At 48.6% G+C, this 19,804-nt stretch carries 18 protein-coding genes and 2 tRNA genes; 12 read left to right on the top strand and 8 right to left on the bottom strand.

The window, feature by feature from the left end; translation table 11 throughout:
• The first annotated feature begins 81 nt into the window (after nucleotides 1-81).
• The 10 genes from RDP42_RS00955 to RDP42_RS01000 all read left to right on the top strand — a co-directional run bounded on the left by RDP42_RS00955 (nucleotide 82) and on the right by RDP42_RS01000 (nucleotide 12,304).
• Nucleotides 82-1,332: a TolC family protein gene (locus RDP42_RS00955; RefSeq protein WP_374046887.1), complete on the top strand. Its 1,251-nt coding sequence runs from the start codon at nucleotides 82-84 to the stop codon at nucleotides 1,330-1,332.
• A gap of 32 nt (nucleotides 1,333-1,364) precedes the next feature.
• The gene (locus tag RDP42_RS00960; protein ID WP_308762158.1) at nucleotides 1,365-2,255 is read left to right on the top strand and encodes an HlyD family efflux transporter periplasmic adaptor subunit; all 891 of its coding nucleotides are present in this window, start codon (nucleotides 1,365-1,367) and stop codon (nucleotides 2,253-2,255) included.
• Nucleotides 2,256-2,268: 13 nt separating this feature from the next.
• Nucleotides 2,269-3,759 carry an ATP-binding cassette domain-containing protein gene (locus RDP42_RS00965; RefSeq protein WP_308762159.1) on the top strand — a complete coding sequence of 497 codons (1,491 nt, stop codon included), beginning with the start codon at nucleotides 2,269-2,271 and terminating at the stop codon, nucleotides 3,757-3,759.
• On the top strand, nucleotides 3,756-4,877 hold the full coding sequence (locus RDP42_RS00970) for an ABC transporter permease (RefSeq protein WP_308762160.1): 1,122 nt from the start codon (nucleotides 3,756-3,758) through the stop codon (nucleotides 4,875-4,877). Before RDP42_RS00965 ends, RDP42_RS00970 begins: the two co-directional genes overlap by 4 nt.
• A gap of 14 nt (nucleotides 4,878-4,891) precedes the next feature.
• Nucleotides 4,892-5,950, top strand: a complete 1,059-nt coding sequence (locus tag RDP42_RS00975) for an ABC transporter permease (RefSeq protein ID WP_308762185.1) — start codon at nucleotides 4,892-4,894, stop codon at nucleotides 5,948-5,950.
• A gap of 239 nt (nucleotides 5,951-6,189) precedes the next feature.
• Nucleotides 6,190-8,838, top strand: a complete 2,649-nt coding sequence (locus tag RDP42_RS00980; protein WP_308762161.1) for a DNA gyrase/topoisomerase IV subunit A — start codon at nucleotides 6,190-6,192, stop codon at nucleotides 8,836-8,838.
• Between the two features lie 4 nt (nucleotides 8,839-8,842).
• Nucleotides 8,843-9,688 (top strand): DUF3316 domain-containing protein, encoded by an 846-nt coding sequence (locus RDP42_RS00985; RefSeq protein ID WP_308762162.1) that lies wholly within the window; start codon nucleotides 8,843-8,845, stop codon nucleotides 9,686-9,688.
• A 1-nt stretch (nucleotide 9,689) separates the two neighbouring features.
• Entirely contained in the window at nucleotides 9,690-10,715 is a 1,026-nt protein-coding gene (locus RDP42_RS00990; protein WP_308762163.1) for a S41 family peptidase, read from the top strand.
• Nucleotides 10,716-10,788: 73 nt separating this feature from the next.
• Nucleotides 10,789-10,870 (top strand) — tRNA-Leu (locus RDP42_RS00995).
• A gap of 69 nt (nucleotides 10,871-10,939) precedes the next feature.
• Nucleotides 10,940-12,304, top strand: coding sequence for an MATE family efflux transporter (locus RDP42_RS01000; protein WP_308762164.1), 1,365 nt, complete (start codon nucleotides 10,940-10,942; stop codon nucleotides 12,302-12,304).
• A gap of 309 nt (nucleotides 12,305-12,613) precedes the next feature.
• Here RDP42_RS01000 and RDP42_RS01005 read toward each other — a convergent pair whose 3' ends face one another.
• The 8 genes from RDP42_RS01005 to RDP42_RS01040 all read right to left on the bottom strand — a co-directional run bounded on the left by RDP42_RS01005 (nucleotide 12,614) and on the right by RDP42_RS01040 (nucleotide 17,819).
• Nucleotides 12,614-13,078 (bottom strand): biopolymer transporter ExbD, encoded by a 465-nt coding sequence (locus RDP42_RS01005; protein ID WP_308762165.1) that lies wholly within the window; start codon nucleotides 13,076-13,078, stop codon nucleotides 12,614-12,616.
• 2 nt (nucleotides 13,079-13,080) lie between these two features.
• Nucleotides 13,081-13,668 carry a biopolymer transporter ExbD gene (locus RDP42_RS01010; RefSeq protein WP_308762166.1) on the bottom strand — a complete coding sequence of 196 codons (588 nt, stop codon included), beginning with the start codon at nucleotides 13,666-13,668 and terminating at the stop codon, nucleotides 13,081-13,083.
• Between the two features lie 42 nt (nucleotides 13,669-13,710).
• Entirely contained in the window at nucleotides 13,711-14,175 is a 465-nt protein-coding gene (locus RDP42_RS01015; RefSeq protein ID WP_303915626.1) for a hypothetical protein, read from the bottom strand.
• 8 nt (nucleotides 14,176-14,183) lie between these two features.
• The gene (locus tag RDP42_RS01020) at nucleotides 14,184-14,987 is read right to left on the bottom strand and encodes a MotA/TolQ/ExbB proton channel family protein (protein ID WP_308762167.1); all 804 of its coding nucleotides are present in this window, start codon (nucleotides 14,985-14,987) and stop codon (nucleotides 14,184-14,186) included.
• Nucleotides 14,988-15,049: 62 nt separating this feature from the next.
• Nucleotides 15,050-15,137 (bottom strand) — tRNA-Ser (locus RDP42_RS01025).
• A gap of 137 nt (nucleotides 15,138-15,274) precedes the next feature.
• Entirely contained in the window at nucleotides 15,275-16,066 is a 792-nt protein-coding gene (locus RDP42_RS01030) for a TatD family hydrolase (protein ID WP_308762168.1), read from the bottom strand.
• Between the two features lie 5 nt (nucleotides 16,067-16,071).
• Nucleotides 16,072-17,055, bottom strand: a complete 984-nt coding sequence (locus tag RDP42_RS01035; RefSeq protein WP_308762169.1) for a polyprenyl synthetase family protein — start codon at nucleotides 17,053-17,055, stop codon at nucleotides 16,072-16,074.
• A 77-nt stretch (nucleotides 17,056-17,132) separates the two neighbouring features.
• The gene (locus tag RDP42_RS01040; protein WP_308762170.1) at nucleotides 17,133-17,819 is read right to left on the bottom strand and encodes a TonB family protein; all 687 of its coding nucleotides are present in this window, start codon (nucleotides 17,817-17,819) and stop codon (nucleotides 17,133-17,135) included.
• A 409-nt stretch (nucleotides 17,820-18,228) separates the two neighbouring features.
• On the opposite strand from RDP42_RS01040, the gene cmk reads away from it, so the two are divergent.
• Together cmk and RDP42_RS01050 are read left to right on the top strand one after the other, a co-directional pair.
• Nucleotides 18,229-18,927 (top strand): (d)CMP kinase, encoded by a 699-nt coding sequence (cmk, locus tag RDP42_RS01045; RefSeq protein ID WP_308762171.1) that lies wholly within the window; start codon nucleotides 18,229-18,231, stop codon nucleotides 18,925-18,927.
• Nucleotides 18,914-19,780, top strand: a complete 867-nt coding sequence (locus tag RDP42_RS01050; protein ID WP_308762172.1) for a 4-hydroxy-3-methylbut-2-enyl diphosphate reductase — start codon at nucleotides 18,914-18,916, stop codon at nucleotides 19,778-19,780. The genes cmk and RDP42_RS01050 overlap by 14 nt, the downstream gene beginning before the upstream one ends.
• The last annotated feature ends 24 nt before the right edge of the window (nucleotides 19,781-19,804 follow it).

Here is a 19,804-nt window from a genome sequence, read left to right on the forward strand (position 1 = left end):
TTCCGTCACACATATAGGACCGAAAGATATCATAAAATCCCTATATCTTTGTCTTATTACCTCAACAAAGATTGAATGCGTATGCTACGAATGTTTCTCTTCTTGTGCGTATGGGGCTTCAGTCACATCGTCCATGCACAAGTCACATTGGAAGATTGCCGCCAAAAAGCCCGTGAGAATTACCCACAAAGCCGGCAATACGACCTGCTCCGCCTTTCGGAAGAATATACCTTATCGAATGCAGGAAAAGGCAACTTGCCACAGATTAGTTTGAGTGGAAAAATCTCTTATCAAAGTGAAGCCACCACCTTCCCTTTTGACATCCCCGGACTTGGCAGCAAAGGATTGCCCAAAGACCAATACCAGGCAATGATTGAAGTCAGACAAAACCTGTGGGACGGAGGAAAAATCAGAAACCAGAAAGCCCAGATTCAGGCCGCGACAGAGGAAAGCGAACGACAGCTCGACAACAGTCTGTATGCACTGGAAGAAAGAGTGGATCAGGTTTTCTTCGGCATTCTCTTACTCGACGAACAACTGTCACAACACACACTGCTCGAGGAAGAACTGGCCCGGAGCCTGAAAGATGTGCAATCCTACCGCACCAACGGCACAGCCAATGACGCCGATGTGGATGCCGTGCAAGTAGAAATCCTGCAAACCCGCCAGCAGCGCATCCAACTGGAAAGTAACCGCAATGCTTACCTGCGTATGTTGTCCCTGCTGACAGGAGAAGAATTTCCACCACACACGCACCTCCAACGGCCTGAGGCTGTCTTGGAAACGACCGGCATCGTCAACCGTCCTGAACTCCGATGGTACGAGGCACAGGAACAGAGTGTTTCTGTACAACGAAAAGGTTTACAGACCGGTTATCTTCCCTCTTTCAGCCTCTTCGCACAAGGAGCCTACGGCAATCCGGGACTGGACATTCTTAAAGACAAGTTCAGGGCCTACTATCTGGTCGGTGCCCGCTTTACGTGGAATTTCGGAAGTCTGTACACCCTGAAAAACGACCGGAAAAAGCTGGATAACCAGCTCCAAAAAATCCAAAGTGAACGCGATTTGTTTCTGTTTCATACCCACCTTCAGCTGGCGGAAGAGGACGGCACCATCCAGACCCTCCGGCAACAGATGAAAGAGGACGAAGAGATTATCCGGCTGCGGAAAAACATCCGGCTTTCTGCCGAGGCCAAAGTGGCCAACGGTACACTGAGTGTCAGTGACTTGCTGAAAGAAATCACGGCCGAGAACCTGGCCCGGCAGGCAAAAGTACTCCACGAAATCCAACTGCTCATGCACCTGCACCAGCGAAAACACCTCACCAACTAATTTTTTTTCCAACCGTTCAAAATATTCCGAATATGAAAACAAAATATGGATTCCTCCTCTTTGCAGTATACTGTCTCACCGCCTGTGGAGAGAAAGACAACTTTGATGCGACCGGTACTTTTGAAGCAACCGAAATTGTGGTCTCTTCCGAAACCACCGGAAAACTGTTCTACCTGAATGCTGAAGAAGGGATGCACTTTACCCAAGGCACTGAAGTGGGGCTGGTGGACACCGTACAGCTCTACCTGAAAAAGCGTCAGCTGGAAGCACAGATGAAATCCGTGGAAAACCAACGCCCCGACATTCACCGGCAGATTGCCGCCACCAAGGAACAAATCGCTACCGCACAACGGGAACGCAACCGGGTGGAAAACCTGCTGAAAGCACAGGCAGCCAACCGCAAACAGCTGGATGACTGGGACGCCCAGCTGGCGGTACTCAACCGGCAACTGGAGGCACAGGTATCTTCTTTAGGGAACACCACTGCCAGCCTGACGGAACAAAGCTCATCGGTAGCCATCCAAGTAGCACAAATCGAAGACCAACTCAAGAAATGCCATATCACCGCCCCGATAAGCGGAACGGTTCTGGCCAAATATGCCGAACCGGGAGAACTGGCTACCCTCGGAAAACCGCTGTTCAAGATAGCCGACACGGAACACATCTTCCTGCGGGCCTACGTCACCTCCCGGCAACTGGCCTCCGTAAAATTAGGAAGTGAGGTCACGGTATTTGCCGACTTTGGCGATGCACAACGGAACACCTACCCCGGCAAAGTGACCTGGATTTCCGAAGAAGCCGAATTCACCCCAAAAACCATCCTGACCGACGACGAACGTGCCAACCAGGTCTATGCCGTCAAGATTGCCGTCCACAACGACGGCCACATCAAACTGGGTATGTACGGCGAAGTCAAATTCTGAAAGGAGGGCACAAATGGAAACCCTTATTGAAGTCAGCCACGTAAGCAAAAGCTACGGAAAGGTACAGGCCCTGCGCGACGTATCTTTCCAGGTGAAACAAGGCGAACTGTTCGGACTCATCGGTCCCGACGGCTCCGGAAAGAGTACGCTCTTCCGCATCCTGACGACTCTACTGAAGCCGGACCAAGGAACGGCTCATGTACTGCATGCCGACGTACTGGCCGACTTCCGCACCATCCGGCGAAGCGTAGGCTACATGCCGGGACGTTTCTCCTTGTACCAAGACCTGACCGTGGAAGAAAACCTGCGTTTCTTTGCCACCGTCTTTCACACCACCGTAGAAGAGAACTACGAACGGATTCGGCCGATTTACGAACAGATTGCTCCGTTCAAAGACCGGCGAGCCGGTGCCCTGTCGGGAGGCATGAAGCAAAAGTTAGCATTGTGCTGCGCGCTGGTCCATGCTCCCCAAATCCTGTTTCTCGATGAGCCGACCACCGGAGTAGACCCTGTATCCCGTCGGGAATTCTGGGAAATGCTGGCCCGTCTCCGTCAGGAAGGCATCACCCTCGTGGTATCCACCCCTTTTATGGACGAAGCCCGACGATGCGACCGCGTAGCCTTCCTGTATGAAGGAGAAATCAAGGGTATCGACCGCCCGGAAACTATCCTGACCCGATTCAGCGACATTCTGTGTCCTCCCGGACTGGAACGAAAAGCGGCAGTCGAAAACGCCGCCCCCCTCATCCAGGTAGACAATCTGGTCAAACGGTTCGGCACTTTTACCGCCGTCGACCACATCTCTTTCTCGGTACAGCGGGGAGAGATTTTCGGCTTCTTAGGAGCCAACGGAGCCGGAAAGACCACTGCTATGCGCATTCTCTGCGGCCTCAGCCTACCTTCCGAAGGGAAAGCGGAGGTGATGGGATTCGATGTCCGGACACAGAGCGAGGAAATAAAACGACGAATCGGCTACATGAGCCAGAAGTTTTCGCTGTATGAAGACCTGACGGTCCGCGAGAATCTCCGACTGTTCGGAGGTATTTACGGGGTCAGTGCCAAAGAAATTGCGATCCGCACCGAAGAGACCTTGCGGCGTATCGGCCTCTACGAGGAACAACATACCTTGGTCCGTTCCCTGCCCTTAGGCTGGAAACAGCGACTGGCCTTCTCGGTAGCCATTTTCCACCGCCCGGAACTGGTTTTTCTGGATGAACCGACCGGAGGCGTGGACCCGGCCACCCGCCGCCAGTTCTGGGAACTGATTTATCAGGCTGCCGACCAGGGAATCACCATTTTCGTCACCACGCATTATATGGACGAAGCAGAATATTGCGACCGCATTTCCATGATGGTGGACGGACACATCCGCGCCCTGGATACTCCCGACGGACTGAAAGCCCGCTTCCATGCCCGAGACATGGACGAAGTGTTTCAGAAACTGGCCCGCGAAGCCCAACGGGGAGACGCGGCTTTTACTCACGCTCAAACCGAACGACCATGAAACAGTTTATCGCTTTTGTCAGAAAAGAATTCCATCACATCCTGCGCGACCGGCGCACCATGCTGATACTGATAGGCATGCCGATTATACAGATTATCCTTTTCGGTTTTGCCATCTCTACCGAGGTGCGCAATGTCCAGACTGCCGTATTGACTCCCTCCCTTCAGACGGATGTACGGAAATTGGTAGAGCAACTGGATGCCAGCGAGTATTTCACGGTGAAATATGTCGTCCAGTCGCCCGATGAGATTGAGCGGCTGTTCCGGCGCAACCAGATAGAGCTGGCCGTCATTTTCCCGTCCGACCTGCACCGGTTCCGCTTCAATTCTTCACAGATACAAATTTTAGCCGATGCCACGGAGCCCAATCTGGCAGTCACCCGGAGTACATATGCCCAAACTATCCTCCGACAAGCCCTGCAAACCATCCGGCCCGCTGACGCTTTCTCCTCCAAAGGAGGAACGGAAGGGATGCCGATTGTGGCCTACAACAAACTGCTCTACAATCCGCAAATGAAGAGTGCCTACAACTTCGTACCGGGGGTTATGGGACTGATTCTGATGCTGATTTGCGCCATGATGACTTCCATCTCCATCGTCCGCGAAAAAGAGACCGGTACAATGGAAGTGCTGCTGGTCTCCCCTGTCAATCCGCTGTTTGTCATTCTGTCGAAATCCGTACCCTATTTCGTGCTCTCCCTGCTCAACCTGACTACCATCCTGCTGCTTTCGGTCTTTGTGCTCGACGTACCGATAGCCGGAAGTCTGACGGCCCTGTTAGGAGTTTCCCTGCTGTTCATCTTCGTATCGCTGGCACTGGGACTACTGATTTCCTGCGTCACGCATACCCAGGTGGCAGCCCTGCTGGTCTCGGCCATGGTCCTGCTCATCCCGACCATTATCCTGTCGGGCATTATCTACCCGGTGGAAAGTATGCCGGGCATCCTTCAGGCCATTTCCTGCCTCATCCCGGCACGCTGGTACGTGGCAGCAGTCCGACGACTGATGATTGAAGGTGTGCCCTTTGTCTACGTGTGGAAGGAAGTGGCCGTGTTGTGCCTCATGGCCGTAGTCCTGATTGCAGCCACCACCCGCAAATTCAAGAACCGACTGGAATAAACCGCAAGCTTATGATGTTACGCTACCTAATAGAAAAAGAATTCAAACAACTGAAACGCAACCGTTTCCTGCCCCGCCTCATCCTGCTGTTTCCCTGCGTGATGATGCTGGTGATGCCTTGGGCCGCCACACTGGAAATCGAGGACCTGCGCATTGCCGTCATTGACCACGACCAAAGTCCCTCGTCCCAACGGCTGGTACACCGCATCGAGGCTTCCCGTTACTTCCAGCTGACTGCCCTGCCTGCTTCTTACGCACAAGGCCTGAACGCCATTGAAAAAGACCAGGTGGACATGCTGCTGGAAATCCCCCGAGGATTTGAGAAAGACCAGGCCCGCGGCGTCAGTCCTTCCACCCTGATTGCCGTCAATACGGTCAACGGTACCAAGGGAGTACTAGGCAGCACCTACCTGCAACAAATTCTCAATCCGCAGCCCTCACCCGCCTCCGTGCGCTACCAGTTCAATCCGTACCTCAACTACAAGGTGTTCATGGTACCTGCCCTGATGACCATGATACTGGTACTGCTCTGCGGCTTCCTGCCGGCCCTGAACGTGGTCAGCGAGAAAGAAGCAGGTACCATCGAGCAAATCAATGTCAGTCCGGTGAGCCGTTTCACCTTTACCCTCGCCAAACTGCTGCCCTACTGGGCCATCGGATTTGTGGTACTGAACCTGTGCATGCTGCTGGCCTGGCTGGTCTACGGACTGACACCCGAAGGAAACATCCTCACCATCTATCTGGCCACGCTGATTTTCGCACTGGTCATGTCGGGGCTGGGCTTGGTCATCTCCAATTACTCTTCCACCTTACAGCAAGCCATGTTCGTCATGTGGTTCTGCATGCTGATTTTCATTCTGATGAGCGGATTGTTCACTCCTATCAGCAGCATGCCGGAATGGGCACAATACATCACGTACCTCAATCCGCTGCGCTACTTCATGGAAATCATGCGCATGGTCTATCTGAAGGGCAGCCACATCGGTGACATCGGCTTCCAGCTCTCCATGCTCTCCACCTTTGCCGTTCTGCTATATGTTTGGGCCATCCGCAGCTACCGCAAGCAGCAATAAGCTGTTCGAGACTTGACTTCTTATCTTGACACGAACGTGCAACGACCTCATCACGTTCGTGTCAAGGTCTCGTCACGTCCGTGTCTACCTCTCGTCACGTTCGTGTCGAGGTATTTCCGCAAAGGAATTTCCCTAAAAATGCCCCTTGCAAGGTCCAGAATTGTAAGTCAGTTATTTCCACCTTACAGAATTATTCAGTAACTTTGCCCGAATCTCTTTTACATAGGACCCATTTGAATATGAGCGAAGATACTTTTGACAAGGACGAAAAGGAAACGGCAAACCTGCCTGAAAAAGAAGAACACTCTGACTACAAACCTGTATCGACCACCGACGAGGCGGTGAAGCACCAGCTGAGCGGCATGTACCAGAACTGGTTTCTGGACTATGCTTCGTACGTGATTCTGGAGCGCGCCGTACCGCACATCAACGACGGACTGAAGCCGGTGCAGCGACGCATTCTCCACTCCATGAAACGCCTGGACGACGGACGCTACAACAAGGTGGCCAACATCGTGGGACACACCATGCAGTTCCATCCGCACGGAGATGCTTCCATTGGAGACGCCCTTGTACAATTGGGACAGAAAGACCTGCTCATCGACTGCCAGGGAAACTGGGGTAACATCCTGACGGGCGACAGCGCAGCGGCTCCCCGTTACATCGAAGCCCGGCTGTCCAAATTCGCCCTCGACGTGGTGTTCAACCCGAAAACCACGGAGTGGCAGGCCTCCTACGACGGAAGAAACCGGGAACCAGTCACCCTGCCGGTGAAATTCCCGTTACTGCTGGCTCAGGGGGTAGAAGGTATCGCCGTGGGACTTTCTTCCAAAATTCTTCCCCATAACTTCAACGAATTGTGCGATGCAGCCATTGCCTACCTGCACGGAGAGGACTTTCAGCTCTATCCGGACTTCCAGACAGGGGGCTCCATCGATGTATCGCGCTACAACGACGGCGAAAGAGGAGGCGTGGTACGCGTACGGGCCAAGATTTCCAAACTCGACAACAAGACCCTATGCATCAGTGAGATTCCCTATGGGAAGACTACCTCTTCTCTGATTGATTCCATTCTGAAGGCCATCGAAAAGGGAAAAATCAAGGTCCGGAAAGTAGACGACAACACGGCCGGAAAGGTGGAGATTCTGGTACATCTGACGCCGGGTGTATCGTCCGACAAGACACTGGATGCCTTGTATGCCTTTACGGACTGCGAGGTGAACATCTCGCCCAACTGTTGTGTCATCGACAACAAGAAACCACATTTCCTCTCGGTGAGCAAAGTGCTGAAGAAATCGGTCGACAACACACTGGCCTTGCTCCGGAAAGAACTGGAAATACAACGGGACGAAACGCTGGAAACCTTGCATTTTGCGTCCTTGGAGAAAATCTTCATCGAAGAGCGGATTTACAAGGACAAGCAATTTGAACAGGCAGAATCCATGGATGCGGCCTGCGAACACATTGACGAACGGTTGACTCCGTTTTATCCGCAGTTCGTGCGCGAAGTGACGAAAGAAGATATCCTCAAACTGATGGAAATCAAGATGGCGCGTATCCTCAAGTTCAACAAGGACAAGGCGGACGAGTTCATCGCCCGTCTGAAAGCCCAGCTGGAGGAGATTGACAACCACTTGGCACACATCACGGAATATACCATCGACTGGTATCAGCACCTGAAAGAGAAATACGGCAAGAATTTCCCACGCCGTACGGAAATCCGCAACTTCGACACCATCGTGGCTACCAAAGTGGCGGAAGCCAACGAAAAGCTGTACATCAACCGGGAGGAAGGCTTCATCGGTACGGGACTGAAAAAAGACGAGTATGTGTGCAACTGTTCCGACATCGACGATGTGATTATCTTCTACAAAGACGGAAAATACAAGATTGTCCGTGTGTCCGACAAGCTGTTTGTCGGAAAGAACATCCTATATGTCAACGTATTCAAAAAGAACGACAAACGCACCATCTACAACGTCATTTACCGTGACGGAAAGGATGGGTATTATTATATCAAACGCTTCAATGTGACCTCCATCATCCGCGACCGGGAGTACGACGTGACACAAGGTACCCCAGGCTCCAAGATTGTGTATTTCACGGCCAACCCCAACGGAGAAGCGGAAGTCATCCGGGTCATCCTGCGTCCGACACCTCGCATCAAGAAACCGACCTTCGAGAAAGATTTCAGTACCATCCACATCAAGGGCAAGCAGTCGATGGGTAACCTGCTCACCAAAGCCGAGGTACACAAAATCAGCCTGAAACAGAAAGGCGGTTCCACACTCGGCGGCAGAAAGGTATGGTTCGACCACGACGTGCTACGACTCAACTACGACGGCAGAGGACAGTATCTGGGTGAATTCCAAAGCGACGAAAGCATTCTGGTGATTCAGAAGAACGGAGAATTCTATACGACCAACTTCGACCTGAGCAACCATTACGATCCGGATATCCTTTGCATCGAGAAGTTCAATCCCGACAAGGTATGGACGGCTGTACTTTATGATGCCGACCAGCAGAACTATCCGTACCTGAAACGGTTCACTTTCGAAGCGACCAACAAGAAACAGAATTTCCTGGGCGACAACAAGCATACACAGCTTATCCTGCTGACCTGTCAGGTGTACCCGCGCATCCAAGTCGATTTTGGCGGACACGACAGCTTCCGGGATTCTCTTGTCTTGGAAGCCAGCGACTTTGTGGGCGTCAAGAGCTTCAAGGCCAAAGGTAAGCGTCTGACGACTTATACTATTGACCGGATTACCGAGCTGGAACCGACCCGCATGCCGGAGCCGGAACCGGAAGAACCGGAAAAGGAAGAGGAAGACGGAGCTGAAGAAGAGGATATCCAAGAAGACGACGGACAAATGAAACTCTTTTAACCGCATGAAACGAATTTTCTTTCTACTTTGTACCTGCCTGTCTGTCCTCGTACTCCACGCACAGGAGGACAGTCTGCGTGCCACCCGCTACGTGATGCGTTCCGTACTCTACGGAGCAGGCGTGAGCAACGTGCTCGACACGTATCTTTCCCCACTGGAATACAAAGGACCTGAAGTGCGTATCCTGCGCGAAAATATGCGCATGACCCGTCTGATGAACGGAAACGTATCGGCACAGAATCTGTTGCAGGCCCATGTGTCGTACACTCACAATCCCAGCAAGACAGGCTATATGTATGCCGGACTGTTGAACTGGAGTTATGCTCTCCATTATCAGTTCCGGCTCAACGAGCAACTAAAACTGCTGGCCGGCCCGACAATTGACCTGAACGGGGGATTCGTGTACAATACGCGTAATTCAAACAACCCGGCACAGGGCAAGGCATACGGCAGTCTGGGCATCTCCGGCATAGCCATCTACAAGTTCCATATCGGCAATTATCCGCTGGTGGCGCGTTACCAGGCCAATCTTCCATTATTAGGAGCCATGTTCTCGCCCGAATTCGGACAGTCATACTACGAAATGTTCTCCTTGGGGCACAAGGGAAAGAACGTACTGTTTACTTCCCTTCACAACAGTCCGTCCCTCCGCCAGATGGTGACCCTCGATTTCCCTATCCGGAAGGTCACGATGCGTGTAGCCTATGTCTGCGACCTCCAGCAGGCCAAGGTCAACCACCTGAAATACCACACTTACTCACATGATTTCATGATTGGCTTCGTGAAGAATTTCTACTTGCTGAAAGGCAAGAACCGAATCACCATGCCTTCAAACGTTACTCCCTACTGATATGAAGAAAATATATCATTTCCGCTTATATGGCCTCCTGCTGGTGCTGGCTTGCACCTTATTCTCTTCGTGTATCCGCGAAGACATACAGGGCAATACGCCGGAAGCCAACTTCGAATCGCTCTGGAAAATCATCGACGAACAATACTGCTTTCTGGATTATAAAAAAGAAGTGTATGGCTTGGACTGGGATGAAGTGCACACCCGCTATGCGGAACGAATCTCCCCGTCGATGAGTTCAGAAGCACTTTTCGAAGTCCTTTCGGATATGGTCAATGAACTGAAAGACGGCCATGTGAACCTGAGTAGTTCCTTAGGTACCTCACAATACCGGGAATGGTTTGATGCCTACCCGCGCAATTTCAGCGACAGCATCCAAAGCAATTACCTCGGAAAGGATTATATCAACACCTCCGGACTCACCTATCAGATTTTAGACAACAACATCGGCTATGTATACTGTGAGAGTTTCTCGGACGGCATCGGTGACGGAAATCTGGACCAAATGCTGAAGAAGCTGGAAATCTGCGACGGATTGATTATCGACGTGCGCAATAACGGAGGAGGCAGCCTGACTACCGCCCAAAAGCTGGCTGCCCGGTTTACCAATGAAAAGATATTGGTGGGCTACATCAGTCACAAAACGGGACCCGGCCACAATGACTTTTCCGACCCGAAACCGGTGTATCAGGAACCGTCCAACAGCATCCGCTGGCAGAAAAAGGCCGTGGTGCTGACCAACCGACGCTCCTACAGTGCCACCAACGACTTTGTCAATACCATGCGACAGTTTCCCAACGTCACTACTTTAGGTGACAAAACCGGAGGAGGTTCCGGTCTGCCATTCAGTTCCGAAATCCCCAACGGATGGTCCATTCGCTTCTCAGCCAGTCCCATGTTCGACCCAGACATGAACCAGTTGGAGTTCGGTATCGACCCAGATGTAAAAGTGGATATGACCAGCGAAGACATGCAGCGGGGAAAAGATACACTCATTGAAACCGCCATCAAATTGTTAAAGAATTAACCCATAGATTTGGAGAATAGGGAAATTATTTCTACCTTTGCCTCCGCAAATGCAGAAATCGTTTTCTGTATGCGCGCCTGTGGCGTAATTGGTAGCCGCGCCAGACTTAGGATCTGGTGTCGTGAGACGTGTAGGTTCGAGTCCTATCAGGCGCACATAGTAAAAATGGATTTAATAAACACGCGTTTATTAAATCCATTTTATTTTGTATTCACCCATAAATCATGCAGACCACTCGCACGAAAGACCTCACTTCGGGAAATATCACCCAAAGCATGCTTTGTCTGGCTTATCCGCTTATCCTCGGGAACCTACTCCAGCAGGGATATAACATCGCGGATACCCTGATTATCGGACAGGTATTAGGTGCCAACGCCTTAGCTGCCGTAGGATCTTCCTACACACTCATGGTGTTTATCACCTCTATCTTTATCGGTTTGTGCATGGGATGCAGTGCCTTGTTCTCCATGCGCTACGGAGCTAAAGATTATGAACTCCTGAAACGCACCCAAGCGGCCTCTCTACTCATTACGGGCATCGCTACCTTCCTCATTTTCACTTTCTCCATCAGCTGCATCCGCCCGATTATCCAATGGCTGCAAACCCCGGAAGAGTTACAGGGAATGACGTATGACTACCTGAAAATTACCTTTATCGGCATCTGGTTTGTCTACCTGTATAATTATTATGCCTACCTCTTGCGGGCATTAGGCAATTCCTTTACCCCCTTAGTCTATCTGGCAATCTCCGTCGTTTTGAACATCGGACTCGACCTGCTGTTTATCCTTCGACTCGGCTACGGTATCGCAGGAGCAGCCACAGCCACGGTCCTTTCACAAGCCGTTTCCGCCATCGGACTTTGGCTATACTGCTGGAGAAAAATTCCGGAAACACGACTTACACGAAAAGATTTCAAGATAAACCATCCCCTCGTCAAGCAAGTATTTTCGTATGCCTCGCTGACGTGCATACAGCAATCGGTCATGAACTTCGGGATTCTGATGGTACAGGGGCTGGTCAACAGTTTCGGCACCTCCGTCATGGCCGCCTTCACCGCAGCCGTTAAAATTGATTCCTTTGCTTACATGCCCGTACAGGATTTCGGTAATGCCTTCTCTACTTTCACCGCCCAAAACTACGGAGCCGGCAGAAAAGAACGTATTCTGCAAGGATTCAAGAAAGCTTTCTGGATGACTTCACTCTTCTGCCTATTCCTCTCAGCGCTTATCTTCCTGGCAGCTCCCTGGCTAATGCAGATTTTCATTTCATCAGACGAAAAAGAAATTATCCGGATTGGAGTAGAATATCTTCGGGTAGAAGGCAGTTTCTACATAGGTATCGGTTATCTGTTTCTATGGTATGGCTTTTACCGAGCTGTATGCAAGCCGGAAATGTCCATCATCCTGACCATTCTGTCCTTGGGAACCCGTGTAGCCCTGGCCTACCTTTTGGCATCCATTCCTTCTATTGGTGTACACGGTATCTGGTGGTCCATTCCTATCGGCTGGGCATTGGCGGATATCTACGGACAAGTATATTACTGGAAAAAGAAGCGGTCCTTACTTGTCCCTCCCACTGTTTCACAATAAAAAGGGCATAACCTTATCTGACGCTCCCATCAAAATAAGAAAACAAGACCCGTTTACCATATCTACCATACCCAGCATTCGCCCATTTTTCTTTTTTCAGGAAAACGCTCCTTTTTTCTCTTTCCTTTTCAAAGAAGAGAAGACACAGAGTTACTTGCCCTTCAATTCATCTTTCCCAAAGAAATATAACCCCCTCACACCGCAAACACCTACAGAACTCAATAGGCCAACTCAAAAGGCCCACTCAATAAAGCATAAAAAAAGGCCGCCTCTAAAGAGACAGCCTTTTCTTGTAAGTATGAAAAACTATTACTGACGCTGAGTAGCTGAATAGTTGATCTTCAAAGCGTATGCCTGACGAAGAGCCTGTTTTACTTCTGTTACGATACCCATCTTGGTATTTGCATCGACCTTCAGGGAAACAGTCATAAACGGTTTGTCTTCCTCTTTCATGTTTTCACGTTCCTGATAGATGTAGTCTTGTACTTCTGAAGATTCTGCGAACTTGTCGTTCAACTGAATACGGTCGGTAGTACCCATCTTTTTCTGGAACTCCGGCATCGGCTTACCGATGTAGATGAAAGACACCAGAGACTTCTTTTCAAGCTTTTCCAATTCTGTGGCAGCAGGCACCTTGAACTGAACCTTCAACGTAACTTCACGCATGGTTGTTACAATCATGAAGAAGAACAACATGGTAAAGATAAGGTCAGGCAAAGAAGAGGTGTTCAATTCCGGCATCTCGCGCTTACCACTCTTATTAAATTTTCCCATGATTAGTTTCCTCCATATTTTTTAGGTTCTGCTTCAGAAATCTTCTGTGGATAATAGTCCATGATAGCATCCTTCTGCTCTTCAGAACATTCAGAGAACTCCTTACCAAACTGAGCTTTAGCCAGTTCATTACGTAATTCGTTGTAAGCAGCTACCAATTCGTTCTGAACCTGAAGATAAGCATCATAGCTAGTACCAACGTCGTTCTGTACAGAAATTACATGTTTTTCAGTAATCATTACATCACCAAAGAAAGGAAGGGTCTTCGGATGTTTTTCCGGCAAGTTTGGATCATCCTTCGGGTTTGCAATGAATTCTTTAGCCTTTTCTCTTAATTGCTTAATATCAGACCATTCTCCACCAACCATCAACTGGTCGTCTTTGTTCAAACGAACCTGGAGAACGTTTCTTTCCTTTACAATAATATCATCTTTCTGATCTTTGTTTTCGGGTGGAGGCGGCAAACGTCTCGCCAAACCACGGTCAGTATCCATTGATGTTGTAATAAGGAAGAAAATAAGCAACATGAAGGCAATATCGGCCGTAGAACTTGAGTTAATTCCAGGCACTGCTCTTTTCTTTTTTGCCATTTGACTTACTCCTTATATTTTAATTAAACTTCAATGATGATATTATTTCTTCAAAATTCCAGACAAGTTGATCAATGTACCAAGGGCAGCCAAGCCGAACAGTACATAAGTAGAGTACAGCAGCATGTCTGTTACCTTCAACATAGTGACATTGGTATATTCTGTACCGCCACCCATAACAACTGTTTCAGAAGAACCGAGGTTATAAGTCACAATCAGCAATACAACCAACAGAATCAATCCAATCAATGATTTGATAGCTCCTTTCGGATTATCTTTCAACGCTCCGCCAAACTGTGCAATAGCTCCTACAAGAGTTGCAATTACAGTTACCGCAAACATACCATACATCAGGTACATCAGGGCCGGAGTGTTAGCCGGTTCAACCAAACCAGCTGCATTTGTTTCGCTGTATCCTACTCCGTAGAACATGCCCAGCACTACGATAATCAGTGCGATGCATACGTAAAATACGTAGTATGATACTTTATATGATAATTTAGCCATTGTTCTTATTATTTTTTGTATTTCAAGTTGTACTTCATGATCATATCAAGCAATGTGATAGAAGAATCTTCCATCTGGCTTGTAATAGCTTCAATCTTAGACAGGATATAGTTGTAGAATACCTGCAGAATCAAAGCAACGATCAAACCGAAGATAGTAGTAATCAAGGCCACTTTCATACCACCTGCAACAACTGTCGGAGAAATATCACCAGCCTGCTGGATCTGGTCGAACGCCATAACCATACCGATTACAGTACCCAAGAATCCCAGAGACGGAGCCATCGCGATGAACAATGTGATCCAAGAGCATCCTTTTTCAAGGTAACCAGCCTGAACACCACCGTAAGAAACAACTGAACGTTCAACTACGTCCAAGCCTTCGTCGATTCTCATCAAACCCTGATAGCAGATAGAAGCAACAGGACCACGAGTGTTACGGCAGATAGTCTTAGCACCTTCTACATCACCTTTTTCCAAAGCTGCTTCAACTTTAGCCATCAATTTCTTAACGTCAACTTCAGCCAAGCTCAAGTAAATGATACGTTCGATACAGAAAGCCAAACCAAGTACCAATGCGATAGCAACCAATGACATGAAGCCAGCGTCACCTTCGATAAACTTAGTTTTCAACTCTTTGTGCATACTTCCTTCTTCAACTGTAGCAGGAGCAGCTTCATCTGTTGCAGCAGGTGCAACCTGTTCTGTTTGTTCTGGAGCTGCTGTAGCTGTAGAATCCTGAGCCATAGCTGTCTGAGTCATTCCAAATGAGAGGACTCCCATCACTGCAAGAATTGCAAATAACTTTTTCATTGTGTGTCTAATTTTTAAGATTAATTAATTAATAGTTTGTTAATTGTTTTTCTCTTTTATTGCGGAGAGAACGGGATTCGAACCCGTGATACGCTTTTGGCGTATACACGCTTTCCAGGCGTGCCTCTTCAACCACTCGAGCACCTCTCCTTTTTTCTAATATCGGGAACAATTTTCAGCTACCCGAACCCCTTTGGTTTATTTCAGTCACAAATGTATTCTTTTTTTTCGTCTTACATAACATCCAAACTGCAAAAGTTTTCATTTAGACCTGAAATTAATAAACTTTAAAAACTTTTCTCCGTATTTGTGAAGACTTTTAAAGCATTTTCCGTGGTTTGGGCCGCAATTTCCGACAAAGGTATGCCATAAATTTCGGAAAGACGTTCGGCCACCTTTACCAAATAGGCGCTTTCATTCCGCTTTCCACGATAAGGTACCGGCGCCAAATAAGGAGAATCGGTTTCGAGCACGACACGCTTCAAAGGCACATTCTTCAAGACCTCCGGAAGGGTACTTTTCTTGAAAGTTACCACACCGTTGATGCCCAGCATGAACGACTCATATTCCAACAGCTGGGAGGCATCCTCCACTGAACCGGTAAAGCTGTGAAAAATTCCTCGTAAGGCTGTTTGCTTGTAGGCGGCCAGAATCTCCAACAGCTCCGGATAGGCTTCCCGGCAATGGATAATCAAAGGTAAATTGTAGTCCAAGGCCCAATTCACCTGTTCCTCGAAGGCAGTCATCTGTTCCTTACGGAAAGTCTTGTCCCAATACAAATCGATTCCCACCTCACCGATACCATAGAAATGATGCGGGTCAGCTGTCAGATACTGTTTCACCGTCTGCAACCGTGCCTTCCAGTTCTCATCGACCGAAGTCGGATGAAAACCAATCATCGGAAAGCAGCAGTCATGTGCATCACACAGCGCCAGCATGGCCTCCACCGTGGTATCGTCAATGTTCGGCATGAACAGGCGGGTCACGCCCGCCTCTACCGCCCGAATCACCGCCAACTCACGGTCTTCCTCAAATTCCTCAGTATACAGATGCGTATGGGTATCAATCAGTGCATTCATCTTTCTTACAGTTTACGATCCATCAAACGGCAGACAAAAGCCTTCAGTTCTTCCTTACGGGCCGGTTCTACGTCCACCTGCTCCAGTAAATCCAATCCTTCCTTATAATACGCATCAATGCGGGCATTACAAATAGCCGCTACTCCTACCTTATTATACAAGGCTGTTACGGACTTAATCTTTTCTTCCGGCGCATAATCTTCTACATGCAGCCATCCCAGCAATGCTTCCTTATCTTCTTCCTGTGCCTGCGCCAATGCCGTAATGAGCATAAAGGTTTTCTTGTTGCAGAGAATGTCCCCTCCGATTTTCTTGCCGAATACAGCCGGATCACCATACACATCAAGGTAATCGTCCTGCAATTGAAAAGCCAGTCCCATCTTCACCCCGAAGTCATACAGAAGTTCCGCATCCTTTTCGGGTGCACCTCCCAGGATAGCTCCGATTTTCAGGGCGGCGGCCAACAGCACAGAGGTCTTCAGACGAATCATTTCAAGGTATTGTTCTACCGTCACATCCGTCAATTCTTCAAACTCCATATCCCATTGCTGTCCTTCGCAAACTTCCAATGCGGTACGGCTGAACACCTCCATCACCTTTCCCACATATTCTGCCGGACATTGCTGCATCATGAACTGATAAGACAGAATCAGCATGGCATCTCCCGAAAGGATGGCCGTGTTCTCGTTCCACCGCTTATGTACAGTCGGTTTATTACGCCGCATGTCGGCCTTGTCCATCAAATCATCATGCAAAAGCGTGAAGTTATGATAGGTTTCAATGCCGGCAGCCTGCGGAAATATGCGTTCCACATCGTCCTTGTACAAATTATAAGCCAACAGCATCAACACCGGACGCAGGCGTTTTCCGCCCAGTCCCAACACATACTCTATCGGTTCATACAAACCCATCGGTTTCCGCTTATAAGAAAGCTGTCCGATGTACTCATGGATTTGCTGCAACAATTGTTCGCTTGTATATTGTTTCATGGGAATAAGTTTTAAAAAGGAGAAAAAAGAAAGGCTGCAAAAATGCAGCCTTTACTTCAATTTATAGTATCATTAGATTACTGCAACTTAAAGGTTACAGGCACGGTGTATTTCACACGTACAGCTTTACCACGCTGCTTACCTGGTTTCCATTTCGGCATCATCTTGATCACGCGGAGTGCTTCTTTATCCAAGTACGGGTCTACACTACGCATAACAACCGGGTCTACGATAGAACCATCCTGGTTCACAACGAACTGAATGATTACACGTCCCTGTACACCGTTTTCCTGTGCGATAGTCGGATACTTGATGTTCTTGCTGATGAACTTCAAACATTCAGCCATACCACCCGGGAATTCCGGCATCTCTTCTACAACCTGGAAAATCTGCTGTTCTTCCGGTTCTTCTTCTTCTACTTCAACCGGTACATACTTGATTTCTACGGCCTGATTGTTTTCCTCACTTGACTGGATAGTAGATTCTTCTACATTTGCATCATTTTCTGCAATCTGCAATACTTCTTCTACTTTCGGTGCTTCGGGAGGAGGTGGAGCTTGTTTCTGTTCCTCCTGTTCAGTGATAGGAATCATTTCTTCCTCAAAAGTCGGTTCGGTGATACCGGTATCGGTAGTGACTTGTTTATCACGTTCTGTCCATTCGAACGCCACAAACATCGCTGCCAAGATCAGTACGAAACCTACCAACATCCACGTGGTCTTTTTGCCCTCGAGGTCCGCTTTCGGCGATTTCTTGACTTCCATAAATGTGTTTATTAAAAGGTTAATATTCTATACGCGACAAAGGTAACACAAATCCTCAAAAATTCGCCTTTCCGAAGTAAAAATTATGTAAAACAATGCATTTTTTTATTTCGCACCTGAATTTAATAGAAAATTCCACGTCTAATTCTCTGTTTCACACTGTGGAATATAAAAACCACAGTGTGGGATATATATTTCACAGTGTGGGATACAAATTCCACAATGCGAGACAGAGAATATAAAAAAACAATCTACTCTATGCAATAAGGGCTTTTAAGGTTTATGTCCAGACCCTTTTCTACCTTATTATATATGAAAGGAATACTAAAAACTTTACGCAAAAACATCCACATACAAAGGATTTGCACTATCTTTGCCCTAGTTCAATCCATTTTATTGCAACCAAATCATGAAAAAAATAATCATTGCCATCGACGGGTTCTCTTCCTGCGGGAAAAGTACCATGGCTAAAGATTTAGCCAAAGAAATCGGTTACATTTATATAGATAGCGGTGCCATGTACCGGGCTGTCACGCTTTATTGCCTGGAGAACAAGCTGTTCAATGCCGACGGAAGCATCCAAGAAGAAGCCCTGCGCCAGCAGATGGACCAGATTCACATTTCGTTCCAGCTCAATCCGGACACCCAGCGCCCAATGACCTTCCTTAACGGGAAAAATGTGGAAGACCGTATCCGCACCATGGAGGTTTCCTCTCATGTGAGTCCGGTAGCCGCTCTTGGTTTCGTACGTGAAGCGCTCGTACATCAGCAGCAGGAAATGGGCAAGGAAAAAGGCATTGTCATGGACGGACGCGACATCGGTACGGCCGTATTCCCGAATGCCGAACTGAAGATCTTTGTGACCGCTTCCGCACAAATTCGTGCCCAGCGCCGCTACGAGGAACTCAAGGCCAAAGGACAGGAGACCTCCTTCGATGAAATCTTGCACAACGTGGAAGAACGCGACCGCATTGACCAAAGCCGGGCAGTGAGTCCGCTGCGCAAGGCCGATGATGCCATCCTGTTGGACAACAGCGAAATGACAATTCCCGAACAGAAAGAATGGTTAAAGAAACAATTTGAAAAAGCCACTCATGCATCACATTGAAATAGATAAAGAGTCCGGATTCTGCTTCGGAGTAACCACAGCCATCTCCAAGGCAGAAGAAGAATTGGCAAAAGGAGAAACCCTGTATTGTCTGGGGGATATTGTACACAACGGCCAGGAGTGTGAACGCCTGAAGAGACTGGGACTGATTACCATCAACCACGAAGAGTTTGCCCGCCTGCACAATGTCAAGGTATTGCTGCGTGCCCACGGCGAACCGCCCGAGACCTACGAACTGGCCCGCAAAAACCAGATTGAAATCATTGATGCTACCTGTCCGGTAGTTTTACGGTTACAGAAAAGAATCAAGCAGGAGTATGACACGACTCCCAGCGACCGGGAACGGCAGATTGTCATCTATGGAAAGAACGGCCATGCAGAAGTACTGGGACTGGTAGGCCAGACACAAGGAAAAGCCATCGTCATTGAGAAGCTGGAAGAGGTGAACAAACTCGACATGACGAAAGACATCCGGCTGTATTCACAGACCACCAAATCACTGGATGAGTTCCGCCAGATTGTGTCCTACATTGAGGAACACATCTCACCGGAAGCCACCTTCCAGTATTTCGATACCATCTGCCGGCAGGTAGCCAACCGTATGCCCCACATCCGGGAGTTTGCGGCCAGCCATGACCTGATTTTCTTCGTCTGCGGACACAAAAGTTCCAATGGAAAAATCCTCTTTCAAGAATGTAAGAAAGTCAACCCCAACTCCTATCAGATTGACAAACCGGAAGAGATTGACAAAAGCATTTTGTCACATGCACATTCCATTGGAATCTGTGGAGCCACCTCTACCCCCAAATGGCTGATGGAAGCGTGTAAAAAAGTTATAATGAACGAAGAATAAGAGAAAAAACCGTCAATAAATAGC

The sequence above is a fragment of the uncultured Bacteroides sp. genome, from assembly GCF_902472605.1.
Taxonomy (GTDB): Bacteria; Bacteroidota; Bacteroidia; order Bacteroidales; family Bacteroidaceae; genus Phocaeicola.